Origin of the sequence: Streptomyces sp. NPDC048718 (genome assembly GCF_043198875.1) — a bacterium.
Classification (GTDB): domain Bacteria; phylum Actinomycetota; class Actinomycetes; order Streptomycetales; family Streptomycetaceae; genus Streptomyces.
Genome location: NZ_JBICVG010000008.1, coordinates 284,970 through 304,803 on the forward strand (window position 1 = coordinate 284,970; position 19,834 = coordinate 304,803).

16 protein-coding genes and 1 pseudogene are annotated in these 19,834 nt (G+C 70.3%); 13 read left to right on the top strand and 4 right to left on the bottom strand.

Annotation, left to right across the window (positions count from 1 at the left end):
- The first annotated feature begins 99 nt into the window (after positions 1–99).
- The 5 genes from ACGFRB_RS17950 to ACGFRB_RS17970 all read left to right on the top strand — a co-directional run bounded on the left by ACGFRB_RS17950 (position 100) and on the right by ACGFRB_RS17970 (position 6,411).
- Positions 100–756, top strand: a complete 657-nt coding sequence (locus ACGFRB_RS17950) for a DUF4956 domain-containing protein (RefSeq protein WP_393244005.1) — start codon at positions 100–102, stop codon at positions 754–756.
- Positions 753–1,604: a polyphosphate polymerase domain-containing protein gene (locus ACGFRB_RS17955; protein ID WP_393244007.1), complete on the top strand. Its 852-nt coding sequence runs from the start codon at positions 753–755 to the stop codon at positions 1,602–1,604. Before ACGFRB_RS17950 ends, ACGFRB_RS17955 begins: the two co-directional genes overlap by 4 nt.
- Positions 1,601–2,530, top strand: coding sequence for a phosphatase PAP2 family protein (locus ACGFRB_RS17960; RefSeq protein ID WP_393244009.1), 930 nt, complete (start codon positions 1,601–1,603; stop codon positions 2,528–2,530). Before ACGFRB_RS17955 ends, ACGFRB_RS17960 begins: the two co-directional genes overlap by 4 nt.
- A gap of 307 nt (positions 2,531–2,837) precedes the next feature.
- Positions 2,838–5,120 carry an McrB family protein gene (locus ACGFRB_RS17965; protein WP_393244011.1) on the top strand — a complete coding sequence of 761 codons (2,283 nt, stop codon included), beginning with the start codon at positions 2,838–2,840 and terminating at the stop codon, positions 5,118–5,120.
- A gap of 4 nt (positions 5,121–5,124) precedes the next feature.
- Positions 5,125–6,411: a PE-PGRS family protein gene (locus ACGFRB_RS17970; RefSeq protein ID WP_393244013.1), complete on the top strand. Its 1,287-nt coding sequence runs from the start codon at positions 5,125–5,127 to the stop codon at positions 6,409–6,411.
- 131 nt (positions 6,412–6,542) lie between these two features.
- On the opposite strand, the gene ACGFRB_RS17975 is transcribed toward ACGFRB_RS17970, so the two are convergent.
- A complete protein-coding gene (locus tag ACGFRB_RS17975) occupies positions 6,543–6,764 on the bottom strand; it encodes a hypothetical protein (RefSeq protein ID WP_363005669.1) in 222 nt (73 codons plus the stop codon).
- 74 nt (positions 6,765–6,838) lie between these two features.
- Entirely contained in the window at positions 6,839–9,154 is a 2,316-nt protein-coding gene (locus tag ACGFRB_RS17980; protein WP_393244015.1) for an N-6 DNA methylase, read from the bottom strand.
- Positions 9,155–9,902: 748 nt separating this feature from the next.
- Between ACGFRB_RS17980 and cseB the strand changes: the two genes are divergently transcribed.
- From cseB to ACGFRB_RS18015, 7 genes are all read left to right on the top strand, one after another.
- Positions 9,903–10,595, top strand: a complete 693-nt coding sequence (cseB, locus tag ACGFRB_RS17985; protein ID WP_393244162.1) for a two-component system response regulator CseB — start codon at positions 9,903–9,905, stop codon at positions 10,593–10,595.
- Positions 10,592–11,854, top strand: a complete 1,263-nt coding sequence (locus tag ACGFRB_RS17990; RefSeq protein ID WP_393244017.1) for a sensor histidine kinase — start codon at positions 10,592–10,594, stop codon at positions 11,852–11,854. Before cseB ends, ACGFRB_RS17990 begins: the two co-directional genes overlap by 4 nt.
- 299 nt (positions 11,855–12,153) lie before the next feature.
- Complete coding sequence (locus ACGFRB_RS17995; RefSeq protein ID WP_393244019.1) at positions 12,154–12,927, top strand: ABC transporter ATP-binding protein; 774 nt, start codon at positions 12,154–12,156, stop codon at positions 12,925–12,927.
- 70 nt (positions 12,928–12,997) lie between these two features.
- Complete coding sequence (locus tag ACGFRB_RS18000; protein ID WP_393244021.1) at positions 12,998–15,559, top strand: ABC transporter permease; 2,562 nt, start codon at positions 12,998–13,000, stop codon at positions 15,557–15,559.
- Positions 15,560–16,101: 542 nt separating this feature from the next.
- A complete protein-coding gene (locus ACGFRB_RS18005) occupies positions 16,102–16,263 on the top strand; it encodes a hypothetical protein (protein WP_393244023.1) in 162 nt (53 codons plus the stop codon).
- Between the two features lie 264 nt (positions 16,264–16,527).
- Positions 16,528–16,731: a cold-shock protein gene (locus tag ACGFRB_RS18010; protein WP_335939352.1), complete on the top strand. Its 204-nt coding sequence runs from the start codon at positions 16,528–16,530 to the stop codon at positions 16,729–16,731.
- A 522-nt stretch (positions 16,732–17,253) separates the two neighbouring features.
- Positions 17,254–17,532: a CBS domain-containing protein gene (locus tag ACGFRB_RS18015; protein ID WP_363005687.1), complete on the top strand. Its 279-nt coding sequence runs from the start codon at positions 17,254–17,256 to the stop codon at positions 17,530–17,532.
- 77 nt (positions 17,533–17,609) lie between these two features.
- On the opposite strand, the pseudogene ACGFRB_RS18020 reads toward ACGFRB_RS18015, so the two are convergent.
- Positions 17,610–17,746 (bottom strand): annotated as a pseudogene (locus ACGFRB_RS18020) (SCO5918 family protein); the annotation flags it as partial.
- 288 nt (positions 17,747–18,034) lie between these two features.
- The gene (locus tag ACGFRB_RS18025) at positions 18,035–18,391 is read right to left on the bottom strand and encodes a hypothetical protein (protein WP_363005689.1); all 357 of its coding nucleotides are present in this window, start codon (positions 18,389–18,391) and stop codon (positions 18,035–18,037) included.
- Positions 18,392–19,193: 802 nt separating this feature from the next.
- On the opposite strand from ACGFRB_RS18025, the gene ACGFRB_RS18030 reads away from it, so the two are divergent.
- Positions 19,194–19,532 carry a MerR family transcriptional regulator gene (locus tag ACGFRB_RS18030; protein ID WP_393244026.1) on the top strand — a complete coding sequence of 113 codons (339 nt, stop codon included), beginning with the start codon at positions 19,194–19,196 and terminating at the stop codon, positions 19,530–19,532.
- Positions 19,533–19,834: the final 302 nt, after the last annotated feature.

Sequence of the window (19,834 nt, forward strand, 5' to 3'; positions counted from 1 at the left end):
ATCGTGCCTTCATGCACCACCTCTAGCGTTCGCCACCTCACGGCGTGCCGTTCCTCTCCGAGTGATCCCGCAGCGCGCCGCAGGGAAGGAGAAGGCTTCGTGCACGAGGGTGCGGTGCTGCTGGCGGCCAAGGGGCTGGCCGGGCAGCTGAACGTGTTGGATCTGGTCGCCCGGGCGGGCCTGGACGTGCTGGCGCTGCTGCTGCTCGTCGGCTGGCTGTACCGGCGGCGGAAGGCGGCGGCGGAGATGCCGCTGGTGCTGACGGCGCTGAATCTGGGGCTGTTCGTGGCGATGACGACGATCAGCGCGGGCAAGTTCCCCGCCGGGGTCGGCTTCGGACTGTTCGGGATCCTGTCGCTGGTGCGGCTGCGCAGCGCGGCCTTCACGCTGCGCGATGTCGCCTACACCTTCCTCGCCTTGGTGATCGCGCTGGCCGGCGGGCTGCCGCAGCGCGACACGTACCTGGTGGCCGGGCTGGACGCGGCGCTGCTGCTGACGGTGCTGATCGTCGACGACCCACGCTCCTACCCGTACACCCGGACGATGCGCGTCACACTGGACCGGCTCTACCGGGACCCAGAGGAGATCCGCGCCGACCTGGTGACCCGGCTGGCCGTCGAGCCCCTGACGGTGAGCGTGGACGACGTCGACTACGTACGCGAGACGACCCGGGTCTCGGTGCGCTACGCCGTGGAAGACCCCGCGGCAGCCGCGCCGCGCGCGGAGTCCTCGCCGGAACAGGAACTGGCGGCATGACCGCCGCCGCGGAGGCGGAGGCCGCTCCGGCGGGACTGGCCGCCCGGCTGGGCCTCGACCTGCTGTCCGGGGCGAGCCTGGCCGAGGTCGACGCGGCCGCCGCCCTTCAGCACCGCACCGACCGCAAATACCTGCTGCCGGCGCGGAGCGCGGTGCGGCTCGTGTCCGAACTGGCCCCCACCCACCGGGTCCTGGACCTGGGCGGCCGACGCTCCACCGGATACCGCACCGTGTACTTCGACACCCCCGGCCTGGCCTCATGGCGCGCCCACACCCAGGGGCGCCGCCGTCGCTGGAAGGTACGCACCCGCCTCTACGCGGAAGACGGGCTGTGCCGTGTGGAGGTCAAGACCAAGGACGGCCGCGGTGCGACCGTCAAGCACGCGCTCGCCGTCCCGCACCGCGCCCACGGCAGCCTGGACGGCGCCGCCGCGGACTTCGTCGACCGGGTCCTCGCCCGCGAAGGCATCCCGCACACGGCAGCCGGGCTCGAACCGGCGGCGGAGGTGCGCTACCGGCGCGCCGCCCTCGCCGACCTCGACGCGGGGACCCGCGTCACGATCGACGGCGAGCTGTCCTTCCTGCGCGAACGGCGCACCGCCGCCCTCGGCACCGGCTGGGTGCTGGTGGAGACCAAGGGCGGCCCCCGCCCGGCGCCCGCCGACCGGCTGCTGCACCGCCTCGGCGTCCGCCAGGTGTCCTTGAGCAAGTACGTCACCGGCCTGGCCCTGCTCGTGCCCCACCTGCCCGACAACGACATCCGGCGCCTGGCCCGCGCCCGCTTCACCCTCGACGACCCCGCCGCCGACCACGCGCCCATCAGCACGAGCAAGGAGCCCGCTCGATGACAACGCCCCGCCGCATCCCCGCGCGCTACGCCGCCGTCACCGTCGTCGCCGCACTGGTGGCCGGCGTCGGTCTGATCGGCCCCGCCTTCGGACTGCCCGTCGGCCCCGAGCCGTCCGCCGCCGACAAGATCCAGGCAGACCCCCCGCCGGCGCTGTTCCCCGATGCCGATGTCGCCCCGATCGCCGCCGCCCTCGCCGACCAGCAGCGCACCGCCGACCGCCTCATCGTCGGCTGGCAGACCACGCACGGCACCACCCGGGACGACGTCGCCTTCACCGCCTGGGTCAAGGCCCAAATCCCCCGGCCGCCCGCCACCACCGACCGCACCGCCGAGCTGCACGAGGTGCAGACGCTGGCCCGTACCCGCACCTCGGGCGGCATCAGTGCGGCCACCTGGCTGGAGGTCCACGGCAAGAAGGACGTCTGGAAGGTCTACGCCAAGGACCAGCGCGAACTCCTCTCCAAGGCCACCGGTTCCGCGGACAAGACGCGGCTCAAGGCCGCCATGGCGCTGGCGAACACCCTGACCAAGACCCTGGCCGCCCAGTACGACGCCCCGGCCCCCTACGTCCTGGACCCGTCCTTGCGCACCGACAAGAAGGTGGCACCCGGCCAGACCTGTCCCTGCTCCTACCCCTCCAAGCACGCCGCCCTGTCGGCCACCGCCGTCACGCTGCTGTCCGCCGGCTCCCCCCGACGGGCCGCCGAATACCGGTGGATGGATTCCGAGGTGGCCTACTCCCGCCTCTACATGGCCGGCCACGTCCGCAGCGACATCCTCGCCGGCGCTCTCCTCGGCGACCTCGTCGCCGACTACACCCTGATCACCGCCGGCCTCCCGCTGCCGGCGGCGACCGCCGGCCCTACCGGCCCAGCCGCGACACCGTCCGCCGCCACCAAGACGCCGGCAATGGTTGTGCCATAACGTGCCGGCAGGGCGGTGAACACCGCTCACCAAGGGACTCCGCGAGGCGGCCAGAAGCAGGCCTTCGCCGGACGTTCGCCCAGGTCAGATGGCGTAAGTGGTCTCAAGTGCCGGGTGATTCCCAAGCTTGTGGCGCGGGTCGATTCCCCTCACCCGCTCAGACGCGAAGGCCCAGGTCGCGGACCTGGGCCTTCGTCGTTGTCCAGAGCTTGGGAGACCGGAGGCGCTCCGGACGGACCTCGGACAAGAGGCCGGCATTTTCCCGCTCGTGCTGCCCTGGCCTGGTCCGATACCGAAGAATGCGCATATGGCTGAGAGCGAGCGGTTCAGGGAAGGCCTCGCGGCGCGCATTGCGCGCTTCGATCGCGAGGGGGCACGGCAGGCCGCCGCCAAGGCGGAGATGGAACGGCGGCAGGTGCTGACCTTCTTTCCGCTGGAGAGCTGGGGAGAGCTGGAACTGGAGCGTTACGCCCTGGGGCCGGACGGCCGCAGGAGCGGACTCTCCTTTTGCCGGCTGCTGGAGTACGGCACCGACAATTTCGGCAGCATCCGCGGAGGCAGTGCGGCAAAGCACATCATCTACCAGCACTGGTCGGGGCAGTGGCGCATCGTGCCCAGCGCTCTGCGCGGGCTCGATGCAGAGGCGGCATGGGCCCACCTGCGTTCCGAGTTCGTGACGGCATTCGATGCCGCGAGGAGCGGGGCGTACGAACTTCTGGACGACCTGGAGTCGCTGTCGTACGGACAGGCACTGACAACCAAGGCGCTGGCGGTCTACTTCCCGGGAGAGTTCCTGCCCGTCTTCTCAGCCGCACACGTCCGCCACTTCACCGCGCTACTGGGTGGCAGAGCGCCCGAGCGCTCCTCCGGTGTGCGTACGTGGCGGGCGAACCGCGAGCTTCTCGCCCTCCTGGGTGAGCTCCAGGAGTTCCAGGGGTGGAGTCCACATGAAGTGATGGCCTTCCTGTACACCTTCCACGATCCGCGCCCACACGACCGCGTGGTCTGGAAGATCGCACCCGGAGAACGCGCGGCCCTCTGGGCCGACTGCCACCAGAACCGTCGCATCCGGATCGCCTGGGACGAGGTCGGCAGTCTGGGGCAGTACGAGAGCGACCAGGAGCTCAAGGCCGCGCTGGACCGGCAATGGCCCCGTCGCACCGGCGGCAGCCTGCGGCTCGCGCGGCAGATGCTGGCCTTCCGTGACCTGGAACGCGGCGATCTCATCGTCGCCAACCGAGGGAAATCCGAGGTGCTGGCCGTGGGCACCGTCACGGGAGGGTACGCGTATGACCTCAGCGAACTCACACACCGCCACACCGTGAGCGTGGACTGGGACACGTCCTACGCCCAGTTCTTCGACGCGCCCCGGCACGCCTGGCAACAGACACTCGCCCGGGTTCCCGCCGCCTTGATGCGGGAGATCCGGCGCGGGCAGAGCCGCAACGACGCCCCCCGGGACTGGTTCGACGACACCGCACGTGCCGGCGCGACCGATGTGGTGGAGAAGGACGCAGCCGAGGAAAACACCGGGCTGCCCGATGCCGAGCTTCCCGATGATGTACGACAGGTACGTGATCTGCTGGAACACAAAGGGCAGGTTGTGCTCCAGGGGCCGCCCGGCACCGGCAAGACCCGGCTGGCGCTCAATGTGGCCCTCGCACTCGCCGGCCGCGCGGAGCTGATCGAGGCGTCTTCGAGTGAGCGGTCCGCGGCTCTCAAGGAACTGTCCGCGATACCCCCGGCGAAAGACGAGGCCAAGGAGACCGGAGAGTCCGGGGCGCCGGGCGCAGCGCGGCTCACCATGGTGACCTTCCATCCGTCCTACGGATACGAGGACTTCGTCGAGGGCTTCAGGCCGGACACAGCAGCGGACGGGTCCGGGCTCCATCTGGAGATGAAGGACGGGGTCTTCCTCCGGGTCTGCGCGGCGGCCAAGGATTTCCCGGAGCACACGTTCCTGGTGGTCATCGACGAGATCAATCGCGGTGACCTGCCCCGCATCCTCGGCGAGTTGATCACTCTGCTTGAGCTGGACAAACGAGGATCGGTCTCCGTCACCCTGCCGACCAGTGGGCGGAAGATCACCGTGCCCCCGAACGTCCGCATCATCGGCACCATGAACTCCGCCGACCGCAGCGTGGGTCACATCGACTCCGCCATCCGGCGGAGATTCGCGTTCCTCGACGTATCGCCGGACTTGGACTGTCTGGATGGAGAGATCGAAGGGCTTGGCCTGGCCTCCTTGCTGGAAGGCCTGAACGAACGCCTCGACGCTCAATTCGGCCCGACCCATCTACTCGGACAGGCGTACTTGATCTCCGACGACCGCCCGCTCGCCACCGCGGAGCAGTTGTCGCACGCCTTCCACCACGAGATCGTGCCGCTCGTGACGGACTACTGCCTCGGCCGTCCGGAAATGCTGCGGGCCGTACTGGGTGAACTGGTGGACAACCGGACGGGACGGGTCGTCCAGACCAGCCCGCGGGACCTTCCGGGCATTCTGGCGAAGGCCTTCGTCTCCCCCGGGACTGTCGAATCCGCCGACGAGGACGGTATGTCGATAGAGCCGGATTGGAACGAGGGGTAGCCGGATGTCACAGGGAGCACCAGGCCCCGCCAGACGGAAGGTCACGCTCGACGAGTACAAGTCCGGCAATGTGCCGAAATCCGATCTGAGTTCCGCCGATCTCGACAGGCTCCGCACGCTCAAGGCCGTCAGTGTGGTCGAGAAGCGGGACCACTGGGTCCTCACCGCACGGACGATCACCGGGGTCATGGAGCTCAGCCGCATCCGGCTGGTGCTCCGCCCCAAGTTCCCGATCGCGGGGAATCGACTGATCGACTGGCTCTCGTACGCCAACGGGCAAAACAGCACGGTCGACAAGGAACTGCGCGATTGGCCTCTCGGCAAGGACGGGTACGCGGGGCTGGTGCCCGCCGCCTTGCTGCACGAATGCCGCCTGTTGTCACGCCGCGGGCTGCGCAGGGATTACGTGCGCCGGCAGCGTGTGGACACCACGCTGCGGGGACGGCTGGACGTGGCGGCGCAGGCCACAAAATGTTTCGGCGCGGTCGACCAACTGCACGTCCGGACTTTCGAGTACGAGTACGGAGGATGGGAAAACCTGGTCTGCGGAGCCGCCCTGGCCGCAGCGGCCGACCAGGTGAACGACCCTCATCTCAAACACCAGTTGACAGTCACGGCGATGGATTTTCCCGTCCCTCTCCGGGCCCCGGACGCATTGCCGTTGCTCGCCCGTGGCCGGTACTCCATCCTCAACGACCACTACCGGCCCGCCCATGCGTGGGCCCGCATGGTGCTCGGCGGCGGCGGACCGGACAATCTGCTGAACCCGTACGGCTTCGGGGCGCAAGGGTTGTTGCTCAAGCTCGACGATCTGTGGGAGAGCGTCGTCCGGCGGATGGCGATCGACGCCGCGGCTGCCCTGGGCGGTCGGCGGGCTCGGGACTCGGGCCACCACATCCGGACTCACGGAAGGCCCGACGGGGGCACCCCATATTTTCGCCCCGATGTCCTGCTGACCTTCGCTCCGCCTACCGCACCCCCGGACTCCACGCTCTACCTGGCAGTGGACGCGAAGTACAAGGACTACGCGAAGAAGAACGTCTCCCGTGAGGACCGTCACCAACTCCTCACCTACATCGCCGGCTACACCGCCCCCGTCAATCCGCTCGCTTTGGTGGTCCACCCCGACCCAAATGGACCGTCCGGCCATCAGTTGGAGTTCCATGGACCGCGCGGGCTGGTGGGACGCATCCTTGTGCTCGGTCTGGACACCCGGGCCGACCCGAAGCAGGCGGCCGAACCTCTGCGAAAAGCGATCGCCTCCTTCGCCGCGTCCATGGCCACGAACTGACCATGGACTCAAGCGGGCGATCCTTGACGCGACCACAGCCGCTTCTCGTCGCAGGCGGGATACGCGAACCCTCGGACCGATGTCCGAGGGTTCGTGTCAAACAGGAACGGATGCCGGGCGGTTGACCCGATTCAGCCCAGTCGCTTGAGCTCGCGCACGGCCGCGGGCAGCGCGAGGCAGAGGGCGAAGGAGGTCGCGAAGCCCCCTCCCCCAGCCAGAACGACCTCCGTGGTGCCGGCGCCCGATCGAAGCACGAGCAGGCTCACGACGAGGCCGACCACCATGGAGCAGGCAACGTACAGCGCAAGCCACAACCGCCACGTTCGTCCGGAAGAGGTTGTCGGTTCGGGCATGGACTCGGTCCTTTCATGGGTCACGGGCGAGGAGAAGGAAGTGCGGTTCGGGGGAATCGGCAGGCAACAGGCCATCACAGCGGCTCGATGGAGCCGTGCAGCAGATGCTCGGCGAGTTCAGCCCGCAGACGGTCGAGTGCCGATGCGTACGAGGCGTGTGCCTCGACGCGCTGTCCGAGCTCACCGAGGAGTTCCACGCACCGGCGCTGGTCCTCAAGGGGCGGGAAGCGCACGGGAAGATGCCCCAGAGCCGCAGCGCTCATGGACGGGGCTGCCGTGGCTGCGGCACGGTGAGACATCCACTCCCTCGCGTGCCGGAGACCGAGGTAAGCGTGGAGATACAAGGGATCGATCCCGGCCGAGGGACGTACACGCAGACGCGTCACGTTCGAGCTGAGCAGCCAGCCGGCCTGCGCACCGGTGACCAGCGCGGGTTGTTGTTGCGCACCCGTCCGCACGCAGACGATGTCGTCTTGGCAGATCATGAACTTCTTGAAGCGCTCGGCCGTCTCCCACCGCACGCGCTGACGTGGTTCGTCCGCGATCTTCCCTCCGGCGAGATCCTGCGGGAAGACGAGGGGGACCCCGTCGTCTCCTGTGCGGGCCGCTGCTGGAAGACGGCTGTACGAAGGCCCGGCCTGGATCTCGCACAGGTCCGCAAGAACTGCCTTCGCCCAGCCGTCGGGCCCCGAGCCCGCACGGTAGCCGTTCTCCGTTCCGGCCATCCGACACTCCAGCAGGCGCAGCCGGTCCTCGTATCCCGCTGCCTCGCCATTGACTTCGCGCAGCCGTGCCGCGTCGGGAGCGGCGCCGTAGTGTCCGCCGCCGAGGTAGTCGGCTGGGCTCAGTGAGTACTCCTCGCCGACGATGTCGGCGCGTGCCACTATGGCAGCCGAGACGCCTCGGTCGGCGGCAAGCAGCGCGTACTCCCGGCCGGCCGGCCGCTCCTCTCCGTCGAGCCAGGGACGGACTACATCCGTGATCGCGGCGCGATCCGTATCCCTCAGCACTCGCCGGCGCCGGCTCTTCTCCCCCAGCTCCTGAGCATCGACGAACAGGATGTCCTCACGCACCGGCCGCTCTACCCGTCGCAGCAACCACAGGGAGACCGGCACGGGGGTCGCGGAGAACAGGTGGGACGGCAGCGTGATGACGCACTCCACAGCTCCACTGCTGATCAGGGCAGAGCGGATCGCGCGCTCCGCGCCGTTCACCGAGTTGCCTGCCTTCACCGGCATGACCATCACTGCTCGACCGCCGGGTACCAGTGCGCTGAGGACGTACTGCACCCAGGCGAAATTGTCGTTGCCCCGTGGTGGTGCTCCGTACGGCCAATTCCCCGTCCGCCGGCCGGGACCAGGTGAGTCCGTCATATTGAACGGGGGATTGGTCAACACGACGTCGGCACCGTACTCGTGGTGCGGCGGCCACCGGTCCGACCGAGTGCTGCTCAGCCTCGGCCGCACGCCGAGATGGAGGAGATACAGGCTCGCGACCGCCTGCAGACGCCCGTCGAGTGTCTCGCCGTAGAGGGCCCCTCCCGCGGCACCGATGTGCCGGTGCGCAGCCGCCAGCATCTCTCCGCCCCTCGCGTAGGGGTCCAGCACCGTGGCTTTCTGTCCCGGAGTCAGGACCAGCGCCGCGGACAACGAGGCCAGGCCCACCGGGCTGCAGAACTCCGAGCTCTGCAGCCCTTCCCGGGCGCTGAACGACTCCCACACGAGCTGGAACGCGCCCACGCCTGCGCCGGCCGCCGTCCTCACCGCCTTGGTGAGGTCGTCCCAGCTCCGCGGTTCGAGTTGCAGCAAGCTGCTGCGCAGGTCGGTCCGCACGCCGTTCCGGCGCAGCGTGTCCTGGGCCATGTCGCCAAGAGAACGCAGCAGCCACTGCGCATCGCGGGCACCTTGCCTCTCTGCCATGGCACTCTCGATCCGGCGCCACCGCTCCGGCTCCGCGTGCCTCACGTACATCACGATGAGGCAGAGGTTCACGAAGTCCGCCATCGCAGCCGGGCCCCGCACCCGCTCCGCGAGCCGGCCCATCAGCTGGTCGACGGCTTTTCTGTCCTCGGCCCTGGTCTGCGGAGAGGGGCTCCTCGCGACCTTCCGCGCCGGCTCCTGTCCCTTCGCGCTGGTCCGTCCGAATCGATCGGCATAGGTCGCGCCCAGCGGCTCCCCGTCCAGCAACCGCCGTCGTGGAATGGGGTGGTTCACCGCCCAACGCACGATCTCGGCCTCCCGGAAGAGCTCCATGTCGCCGGAGCGCACCGGGGCGGGAAAGTCCTCGTGGCGCCGGGCCCAGTTGGACACCGCTGGGCGGCTGATGCCCAGGCGGTCCGCGATCTGGGCCCGCGTAACCAAACCAGTCTGTTCGTCGTGTGCCCGCTCCATCGTGACTCCTCAAGGTCAGGCGGGTGATCTTTCGACGTGAGAACCGTACGAGGAGACAGCGTGTGAACCAAGTGCGCATTCACGGTGCTCAGCACTTCTCACATCGAGGCAGCACGGAGAATTCCTGTCGCTCAAGCCTCGCCTCACCCCAGAAACAAGGAAGTCTCCTGCTCAGCCACCGTCTCGCAGCTACAGGACACTCCAGATTCAATGTTTACCGGGGTTAACAATGTTAACCCCGGTCGGCAGTCGACACCCGGCATCATCGACAGCCGAGAGGGTCTCCAGGGTCGGGGGGCTTCGAAGTCGCGGTCCTGGCAACCCGCCGAGAGAGGTCGGCTCGGCATGTCCGTCGATCAAGCCGTTCCCCACGGCGCCGCCGGCTCCGACTACGCCACCACCCACCCCCCTGGTCGCCCGCCTCGTGGGCGAACTCCATGAACTGCTGGCCCTCCCCTTGGACGAAGGCGGCTACGCCCTCGCCGCCCCCGCACCACCCGGCTCGGCCTGCCGCGCGTTCGGCCGTGTATCCGGAGTGTGTCGGGCAGCGCTCGGGATCGCGTCAAAGGGAGAGGGAGGCCGCGGGAGGTACGAGCGTTGTCCGTTGCCTGCCGTAATGTTCCGATCGTGGCGTGGCCGCGCGCACGTCGTGGACATGTGCCGGGGCGTCCGACCGTCCGCCGCCCGAACAGGAGCCGCACTCTTGTCCTCGCCCGACTCCACCACGTCCACCGCGTCCACCGCGCGTGTGCTGCTGGTCGAGGACGACGACCTGATGCGCCGGTCCTTCGCCCTCGCCCTGGAGCGCTACGGCTACGAGGTGCGGACCGCCGCCGACGGGCTCGCCGGGCTCGAAGCCTTCCGTGAGCACGGCTTCGACCTGCTGATCCTCGATGTGATGCTGCCCGGCCTCGACGGGATCGGGCTGTGCCGCCGGGTCCGGGAGACCAGCCTGGTCCCCGTCCTGATGATGTCCGCCCGGGGCGACGGTCTCGACGTGGTCGCCGGCCTGGAGGCGGGCGCCGACGACTACGTCGTCAAGCCGGTGGAGACATACGTCCTGGTGGCCCGGATGCGTTCGCTGCTGCGGCGCGCCACGTACTCGCCCGCTCCCCGGGGCGGCCCGGCCGCCGGCGGGGACCGGCCGGACGGCGAGGACGTGCTGGAGTTCGGGGACCTGCGGATCGACACCGCCGGGATGGAGGTCTTCGTCGCCGGCCGCCCGGTCGCCCTCACCCCGACCGAACTCAAGCTCCTCCTGGAGTTCGCCGCCCACCCCGGCGTCGTCCTGGAGCGGCACACCCTCCTGCGGGACGTCTGGGAGTACGGCTGGGACGGCGACAGCCGGGTCGTCGACCTGTGCGTCCAGCGGCTGCGCCGCAAGGTGGGCCGGGACCGGATCGAGACGGTCCGGGGCTTCGGATACAAGCTCAAGCGGTGACCGTGCCCTCCGCCGGACGGATCCGGCCGCGCGCTGCCTCACTGCGCTGGAAGATCGCCGCGCTCGCCGCCGCCACGGCCCTGCTCGTGGTGGCGGCGGTCGGCGTCCTCGTCCATCTGTGGACCGCGCACGACATCCGCTGGCGCGGCGAGGCACGGGCGTTCAACGCCGTGTACGCGGCCATGGACGTCTACCGGCGCACCGGTGTCCTCACCGACGGCGCCGGGCTCGACCCCGCCGGCCTGCCCGCCGAGCTGCGCGACCCCGCCGACGCCGACCGGCACACGGCCTACGACCCCCACGTCGAGGGGAACGTCGGGCCGAGCGCCTGGGCCGCCCAGCGGACCGGCGGACCCGGCAGCCCCGTCCTCGCCGTCCAGATCAATCTCGGCCCGGACCACGCCAACCTCTCCCGCCTCGACGCGGCCATGGCCGTCGCCTCGCTCCTCGCGCTCGCGGCGGCCACCCCCCTCGCCGTGTACGGCGCCGGGCTCCTCGCCCGGCGCCTCGGCCGCGTCGCCGAGACGGCGGCCCGGATCTCCGCCGGAGACCTGGACGCCCGCTCGGGACCCACCAAGGGAGACGACGAGGTCGCCGACATCGCCGCCACCGTCGACCGGATGGCCGACACCCTCGCGCGACGGCTGCGCACCGAACGCCGGTTCACCGCCGACGTGGCCCATGAACTGCGCACCCCCGTCGGCGGGCTGCTGGCCGCCGCCGACCTCCTGCCACCCGGCGAGACCGAGGACCTGCTGCGGGCCCGGATCCGCGATCTGCGCGCTCTGGTCGAGGACCTCCTGGAGATCTCCCGCCTGGACGCCGGAGCCGAACAGCCGGTCCACGCGCGGGTCCCGCTCGCCGCCGTGGTGACCGAGGCCGTGGCACGTACCGGCGTCGAGGCGGAGGTCGTCGACGCCACCGCCGAGGGGACCGCGCGGACCGTGGAGACCGACCCCCGCCGCCTGGAGCGGATCGTCGGCAATCTCGTCGTCAACGCGCACCGCCACGGGGGCAGCCCCGTGGCGGTCACCGTCGACGGCCGGACGGTCGTCGTCCGCGACCACGGCCCCGGCTTCCCGGCCGACCTGATGGACCACGGCCCGCGACGCTTCCACACCGGCGCCCGGGAACGCGGCTCGGGCCACGGCTTGGGCCTCACCATCGCCTTTGGCCAGGCCCGCGTCCTCGGCGCCGAACTCCGGCTGTCCAACGCCCCGGACGGCGGCGCCGTGGCCACTCTGCGGCTGCCCGGCTGAGGGGAGGGGCGGAACCGTCGCCCGGCCGGTACACGGTGGAGCGGGCCTTGATACACGGCGGCCCAAGCAGCCGTCCGGGCGCCGGTGACGCCGCCGGACGTACGCGCTCTGAAGGGCCTCCCCACGGGGGAGGCCCTTTCCGCGTCGCGCCCCTCACCCGTACCGCCGCTGCCGCCGCTGCCGCCGCTGCCGCACGACCGGTACACGCCCGAGCGGGCGCCGATACACGGCCGCCCAGGCCCCGATATGTTCCCCCGACACGCTTCTCGTGCGTCTTTCCGTACGAGAAGAGGAGCACCATGTCCGCCGACCTCCTGTCGCCGCCCCCGCTGACCGGCATCGCGGCCGCCACCACCGACCTGTCGAAGGTCTACGGCGAGGGCGACACCCGGGTCGTCGCCCTGGACCGGGTCAGCCTCGCCTTCCGGGAGGGCGAGTTCACCGCGATCATGGGCCCGTCCGGCTGCGGCAAGTCGACCCTGATGCACTGCGCCGCCGGGCTCGACTCGCCCACCTCCGGCTCCGTGCGCATCGGCACCACCGAACTCGGCGGCCTCAAGGACCGGCAGCTCACGCAACTGCGCCGGGACCGGATCGGGTTCATCTTCCAGGCCTTCAACCTGCTGCCGACGCTTACCGCGCTGGAGAACATCACCCTCCCGCTGGACATCGCCGGGCGCCGCCCCGATGGGGAATGGCTGGACCGCGTCGTCTCCATGGTCGGCCTCGCCGGGCGCCTGGACCACCGGCCCGCCCAGCTCTCCGGCGGCCAGCAGCAGCGCGTCGCCGTCGCCCGCGCCCTGGCCTCCCGGCCGGCGATCGTCTTCGGCGACGAGCCCACCGGCAACCTCGACTCGCGCGCGGGCGCCGAAGTCCTCGGCTTCCTGCGGGGCTCCGTGCGCGAGCTGGGCCAGACCGTCGTCATGGTCACCCACGACCCGGTCGCCGCCGGGTACGCCGACCGCGTGGTGTTCCTCTCCGACGGACGCCTCGTCGAAGAGATGGTCCGCCCCACTCCGGACCGCGTCCTCGACCTGATGAAGAGCCTGGGCGCGCGGTCCCACGCCGGCTGAGCCGCGCCTCCCGGCCGCCGCACCCCCGCATCCCGCCCCGGACACTCCCATAAAGCCCTGGAAGACCCCCATGTTGAGAACAACCCTGCGCAACCTCCTGGCCCACAAGGCCCGGCTGGTCATGACCGTGCTGGCCGTCTGCCTGGGGGTCGCGTTCGTCAGCGGCACCCTCGTCTTCGCGGACACCACCGCCGCCGCCCACCGCGCCGCCTCCTCGAAGAGCTTCGCCGGGATCGCCGTCACCGTCACCGAGAAGTCCCCCGCGTCCGGCGCCCAGGACGGGCCGCCGGTGAGCGTGCTCGACGACGCGCTCGCCGCGAAGCTGGCCCGGGTGCCCGGCGTCGCCGCCGTACGCCCCTCGGTCGACGGCTCGGCGACCTTGAACGCGGCGGACGGCACCCCGCTGCGCGCCGACCGGGCCTGGTCGAACCTGGCCGCCGCGTACGTACCGGGCAAGGACGGCGAGGACAGCCGCCACCCGCTGGCCGAAGGCCGCGCCCCCGCCCGTACGGGCGAGATCGCCGTCGACACCGGCGCCGCCGACGCGGGCGGACTCCGCGTCGGCGACATGGTCACTCTGGCCACGGACGGCCCGGTCATGACCGCACGGCTCGTCGGCCTCGTCACCACCGGCGACACCCGGGTGACGGCGGGCGGCACCCTCGTCCTGTTCGACAAGGCGACCGCGCAGAAGCTGTTCTCGACCCCGGGCCACTACACCGGCATCGACCTGTCCGCCACGCCCGGCACCGGCGCGTACGACCTCGCCGACCGGGTCACGGCCGTCCTCCCCGCCGACCGCGCCGAGGCCACCACGGGCCAGGCGCAGGCCGCCCAGCAGGCGATCCTCGTCGACACCCTGACCCGCGGCTACCAGAAGATCCCGATGGTCTTCGCCGGGGTCTCCCTCTTCATCGGCTCCTTCCTCATCGTCAACACCTTCACCATGGCGGTGGCCCGTCGCAGCCGTGAGACGGCACTGCTGCGGGCGATCGGCGCCTCGCGCCGCCAGGTGTCCCGCTCCGTCCTCCTGGAAGCGTTCGTGGTCGGCCTCGCGGCCTCGGCGGCCGGTTTCCTGCTCGGTCTCGGCATCGCGGCGGCCCTCCCCCACGTCCTCGGCTCCGCCGGGAACGCGCTGCCCAGCGGACCCCTGGAGATCGGCCCGCGCTCGGTCGCGGCGGCGCTCGGTGTGGGCGTCGGCGTCACCGTCATCGCCGCCTGGCTGCCCTCCCGCCGGGCCGCGAGGACAGCGCCCGTGGAGGCGATGCGTACAGCCGAACAGCCGCCTGCGGCCCAGCGGTTCCGACTGCGCGGCGCCATCGGCCTCGGCCTCCTCGCGCTCGGTGTGACCTGGCTCGTCTCGCTCAGCGGCGCGAAGGACGCCTCCGAGGAGAACCTGCGGAACGCCATGGTCGGCTGCGGCCTGCTCGTCGCCGCCCTGATCGCCCTCGCGCCGCTGCTGGCGTCGCCGGTGATCCGGCTGACCGGGCGGCTGACCGGCCGTTTCGGCGTCACCGGCCGCCTCGCCCGCGAGAACGCCCTGCGCGACCCGCGCCGCACCGCCGCCACCGCCGCCACCCTGCTCCTCAGCACCGGTCTCGTCACCGGGCTCGCCGTCATCGGCAACTCCACCGGGCAGGCCCTCGACCGCCAGGCGGCGGCCGGTCTCGGCGCCGACTACGTCGTCAGCACCCGCTCCACCATGACGGGCATCGACCCCGGCGCCGTACGACGCCTCGCCGGCACCGACGGAGTGCGCACCGCCACCGCGATCACCGACTCCACCCTGTTCACCGGCTCCGGCGTACGGGAGATCTCCGGCGTCGACCCCGCCACCGTCCACGACACCATGAAGCTCGACTTCGTCTCCGGCTCCGTCGAAAACCTGGCGCCCGGCCGGATCGCCCTCTCCAGCTCCCTCGCGCACGAGAACGGGGTGACGACCGGCGGACTGCTCCATGCGCGCCTCGGCCGCGAGGGCGAGTTCGCCCAGTACGAGATCGTCGGCGTCTACAAGGACAACCCGGTGGCCCGCGACGCGCTCGGCACCCGCGCCGAGGTCGCGCGGAACAGCTTCCTGCCCGGCTCGGTCCAGCGTGTCCTGCTGCGCACCGACGGCACGGGGAGCAAGGCGCTGGAGACCCGCCTGCGCACCGCCGTCGGCAACAACCCGCTCCTGAAGGTGCAGGACCGGGGCCGGCTCGTCCGGGAAGCCGCGGGCACCATGGGCGACCTGCTGAACGTGATGTACGGGATGCTCGGCATCGGCGTCGTCATCAGCGGGCTCGGCATCGTCAACACCCTCGCCATGTCCGTCGCCGAACGGACCCGGGAGATCGGCGCGCTGCGGGCCCTCGGCATGGACCGCTCCGGTGTCCGCCGCATGATCCGCCTGGAGGCGCTGACGGTCGCGGGCTTCGGCACTTTCCTCGGCCTGGCGGGCGGCCTGTTCGGCGCCTGGGCGGTCGGCTCCCTCGCCAACGGCGCGATCGACCAGTACACCCTGGTCCTGCCCTGGGGGACCCTCCTCCTCGTCTGCCTCCTCTCCCTCGCCATCGGCACCCTCGCCGCCGCCGTCCCGGCCCGCCGGGCAGCGGCGCTGAGCCCGCTGGAGGCGGTCGCGGACGTCTGACGGCGCAAGGGGTCTGCGACGATCCGCTGTGCCACAACGTGCCGGCAAGGACGGTCGACAGCGGTGAACAAGGGAGAAGCCACGAGCGTGGAGGCGACACCGAAGACCAACGTTTCCGCTGGTCAGCATGGGTACACAGGCTCAAGCGCCGGGTGATTCCCAAGCTTGTGGCGCGGGTTCGATTCCCGTCATCCGCCCTTGAAAAAGGCCCAGGTCAGCGACCTGGGCCTTCTTCGCCCTCCAGACCTCTCCAGACACGCCTCGCACAGACTGCGCACCACCCGAGCCCAGCCCGTCATGGCCTTCCGCCGCACGGCATTCACAAGCCCTGGGGGTCAAACAGCCGAAATCAGGTGGGCCACCTCGCAGGTTCCACCTGGTCGATCCAGCCGACTGCGAAATACTCAAGGCATGGCAGCCACGCCCGGCATCTCCGAGGTCCGCCGCGCCAGATTCACCCGCCGGCTTCCCGCCAAGCTCTCAGAACTCGACGGCCCCTCTCGCGGTCACGTCAGCCTTCTCAACGGACGAGGACGGACGTCGTGGTGGTGAAGGCTTCGATCTCCTCTCGCGGACCGGCCCCCGAACTCGCCCGCACCGACGCCGAGTCCACCCCGTGGTCCACCAAGGAGCCGACCGCTCCGAGGACGCGCCGGGGCGAGCTGGACGGCCAGAACGTCGCATTCAGCAGAGCGAATACCTGATCCCGCCGCGCGAGATTCTCACCGGCATTACCGGGAGAGTTTCTCCCCGCACCACGCGGGGGTGAATTCGAACCACGCACGGAAAGCATCGACGTGCTACTGTCGAATCAGTTGCAGTTTTGGTACCCGTAACCTAGACGCCCCGTCGGCCGCAGGCCGCAGGGACGCGTTTTGCATTCCGGTCGTTTCCGGGCAGGGAATCATCGCGGCGACACGGTATCCGCACAGTGCGGATACCGCTGCACTGCCCAAAGGAGAAATGACATGGCTACTGGCACCGTGAAGTGGTTCAACGCGGAAAAGGGCTTCGGCTTCATCGAGCAGGATGGTGGCGGCCCCGACGTGTTCGCCCACTACTCGAACATCGCCTCCCAGGGCTTCCGTGAGCTCCAGGAAGGCCAGAAGGTCTCCTTCGACATCGCGCAGGGTCAGAAGGGCCCGACGGCCGAGAACATCGTCTCCGCCTGACGCTGACGCGCAATACGTAGCTGGGGCCCGCATCCTTCGGGGTGCGGGCCCCAGCTGCATTCATTTTACGCGGCCTCCGTACGCACCGCCGGCAGCTTGGCGGCACTCCTGTCCGCCGCCGATCGGCTTTCTGCCCACGGACCACGCCGCCTGATTTCGTCACGCCTATTCGTACGGACCGGAAATTTCGGCACCATGCATTCTCTGCCGAAATTCTTGCTACCCGCCCGTATCGGGATGGTTCTGAAATGAACCTCGCGTGCACAGACGGCCGTCAGCTCGACCTCGTCGTCAACGTGGACCTGCCGGCCGGCCGTACGGATCACCCCCACCGCAGCGGCCGTACCGCGCGGGCCGGAACTTCGGGCTGTCTCCCCGCCCCGGTGGCCCCCCACCCGCGCCGCGACAGGACGCGCCTCAGTGACAGCCGCCGGCATCGCGTGCCCGGGACCTCCCCGGCCCGCTCCGGCGAGCGAGCGCCGCGTGACCCGGAAGCCGACTCATCTCCTCAGGAGGCACGTTGTGACACTGGCCCGGACACAGACCCGCCCGACGGGCACCGACACCGCGGACCCGCCCGGACCGCAGGTCCGCGACGACATGACTGTGGAGGTGGCCCTGGCCGTCATGGCCGGAGCACGCACCGAACTTCTCCTCGTCTGTGACAACGACGATCAGCGCACCGGCCTCGTCACCCGAACCCAGCTCACCACCGTCCGCGACAGTCCCGCGTACACGGACCGGGTCCAGTTGCGCGACCTCTCCGACGACCGCGGCCGTTCGCCTCGGCGGCCCCTGTGACGTCCTGGCGGCAGCGGCGTCTCCCCGGGCCCCGCCTCACCCCTCGCGGGTGAACAAAACGGCGCCTGGGGCCCCCAGACCCGCTTGACGGGATGGGTACCGCGCCCGATGGTGACGGACTCCCCGGTGATCCCCTCGGGCTGGACGCCGTGCCTGGAGTCCAGGACTCCGCTCTTGGCGCGCTCGAGGGGAAGCGCGCGATGACACAGCGCATGATGCCTCGCAGAGGGAGGGGATGCTCCTCCCCCGTCGCGAGCGGTACACGCGAGGACCGAACTCGGCTTCGCCTGTCGCGGCCTCCCGCACAGCACCACGCCTCCCCATGGCGCCGGCCTCGCCCGGCATGCCTCCGCGCCCCTCGGCGCCCCTGCGGCCTGACGGTGACCCACCGGGCGGCCATGGAGTCCGTCCGCGACCGCGCCGAGGCGCTCCCGATCGCGGACGGACATATCGGCGCCTTCAAGCGAGTACGGCCCCTCACGGGACTGCCTCTCCGGCGAGGTCAGTGATCGAAGTACGCGACATCGCCCATGGTCCAGGCGCTGATGTCCGCGATCGAGACCCGGTACATTCCGCCCGTCTCGGGGATCCCCACCGTGCCCTGCAGGATGCGGGCCATGTGAAAGTGCAGGTGCGTGGGCGGCTCATGTCCGCCCCCGGCGGCGAAGGCGGCGGAGAACTCGGTCAGGCGTTCGGAATCCGCCAGAACCTCCGAGACCCGCTGCCGCCACACCGCTTCGGGCGCCAGTCGGCCCGTGATGACAGCGCCCCCGGTGACCACGGTCAGGGACATCTGATTGCTCTGCCCGGACTCGATCAGTCTGGCGACTTCAACAAGCAGCTCGTCAGTCTTCGACATGAGAGCGATCCTACGAACCTTCTCCACCCGCCCGCCGGTCCTCCCCCCGTGCCGGGAGGCGCACATCGCGGCGGCGGCGCGCCTTCGCGATCGCCGGACGCCCCCGCCCCCTCCCAGGCCTCCTGGCCGGGAACGCGAATATCTAGCGCGGCCAAGGTAGACATTGGCGAGGTGTTGGTCTATGTTTTTTCTCGTAACCCACGGAGACAATGGGGTCGGCAGAGATGAACTGCCGGCAAGCGGTACAGGTAGTCGCAGCGCGCAGGACAGTGCGGCGGTGGAGTTTCGAAGCCAGGGCTTTGTGGGATGGCGACGGAACTGGCGGCCGGACTGGGCGGCCCGGAGTGAGCAGGGGCCGCCATGAGCGGGACCGCGGTCATGGCAGAAGCGGTACCCGTGAGGACGGCAGGGCGGTACCCCTGGTGAAGGCGTCGAGCTGCGGACGCGCGCACCGGGGGCGCGGCAACAGCGGCGCTGGCTCAGGCCGTTGCGTCGTACGCGTCATCAGCGGTGCGCGGTATCCGCCCGCAAGAAGTCGATCACCGAGGGAAGTGGAGGAACGCGGCGCCATCAGGATCGCCCGGACGGAAGTCTCGAGTCCGGGTACCGCAGGACATCGATAGTGAGGTGGTCTTCGGTCAAGCAACCGCGATCCCCGCACCCCGGCAGCGAACAGACCGGGTGAGCGGACACAGAAGGCCGGCGCTTCATCAGGGCCGGCAGGTGGTGTAGTAGTTCCTTCAGGGCCCTGGTGCCAGTACCGGCACCAGGGCCCCTCTATGCGTTTCACGGAGAGGTGCAAATGACAGCAGATGACTCGTACGACCGTCTCGACGACGACGATTACCCCGCCTACACCATGGGCAGAGCTGCCGAGATGATCGGCGCCACCCAGGGCTTTCTCCGTGCGATCGGCGAAGCGCGCCTGATCACGCCGTTGCGCTCCGAGGGTGGCCACCGTCGCTACTCCCGCTATCAGCTCCGCATCGCCGCCCGCGCCCGCGAACTCGTCGACCAGGGAACCCCGATCGAGGCCGCCTGCCGCATCATCATCCTTGAGGACCAGCTCGAGGAGGCCCAGCGCATCAACGCCGAGTACCGGCGTGCCGCCGAATCGGGCACGCCCCCGGAGAAGGTCTGAGACAAGGACGCCGATGCCGGCTGCAGCCGGGGCCCGACCAGGTCGACGCCACCCGCCCGAAGCGCCGGGCGGTCGGCGGGCCGCCGCTGTGACGGTCGCCCCCAGCCGTGCCCTTCGAAGCGGTGCGCAGCGGTCACCACGCGCTTCCACAGACCTGCCCCGAAGCGCCCCCAGAACCTCATTCATGCAGGTCAGGCACCCAATCGCCGCTCTGGGCACCGGTGATGCCCAGGCTCATGGCGCGGGTTCGATTCCCGTCATCCGCTCATGAGCGAAGGCCCAGGTCGGCGACCTGGGCCTTC

Excerpts from the sequence above, each read along its gene's own strand:
- ACGFRB_RS17955 (WP_393244007.1), top strand. The coding sequence starts at position 753 with ATGACCGCCGCCGCGGAGGCGGAGGCCGCTCCGGCGGGACTGGCCGCC.
- ACGFRB_RS17960 (WP_393244009.1), top strand. The coding sequence starts at position 1,601 with ATGACAACGCCCCGCCGCATCCCCGCGCGCTACGCCGCCGTCACCGTC.
- ACGFRB_RS17965 (WP_393244011.1), top strand. The coding sequence starts at position 2,838 with ATGGCTGAGAGCGAGCGGTTCAGGGAAGGCCTCGCGGCGCGCATTGCG.
- ACGFRB_RS17970 (WP_393244013.1), top strand. The coding sequence starts at position 5,125 with ATGTCACAGGGAGCACCAGGCCCCGCCAGACGGAAGGTCACGCTCGAC.
- ACGFRB_RS17975 (WP_363005669.1), bottom strand. The coding sequence starts at position 6,764 with ATGCCCGAACCGACAACCTCTTCCGGACGAACGTGGCGGTTGTGGCTT.
- ACGFRB_RS17980 (WP_393244015.1), bottom strand. The coding sequence starts at position 9,154 with ATGGAGCGGGCACACGACGAACAGACTGGTTTGGTTACGCGGGCCCAG.
- ACGFRB_RS17995 (WP_393244019.1), top strand. The coding sequence starts at position 12,154 with ATGTCCGCCGACCTCCTGTCGCCGCCCCCGCTGACCGGCATCGCGGCC.
- ACGFRB_RS18000 (WP_393244021.1), top strand. The coding sequence starts at position 12,998 with ATGTTGAGAACAACCCTGCGCAACCTCCTGGCCCACAAGGCCCGGCTG.
- ACGFRB_RS18010 (WP_335939352.1), top strand. The coding sequence starts at position 16,528 with ATGGCTACTGGCACCGTGAAGTGGTTCAACGCGGAAAAGGGCTTCGGC.
- ACGFRB_RS18025 (WP_363005689.1), bottom strand. The coding sequence starts at position 18,391 with ATGTCGAAGACTGACGAGCTGCTTGTTGAAGTCGCCAGACTGATCGAG.
- ACGFRB_RS18030 (WP_393244026.1), top strand. The coding sequence starts at position 19,194 with ATGACAGCAGATGACTCGTACGACCGTCTCGACGACGACGATTACCCC.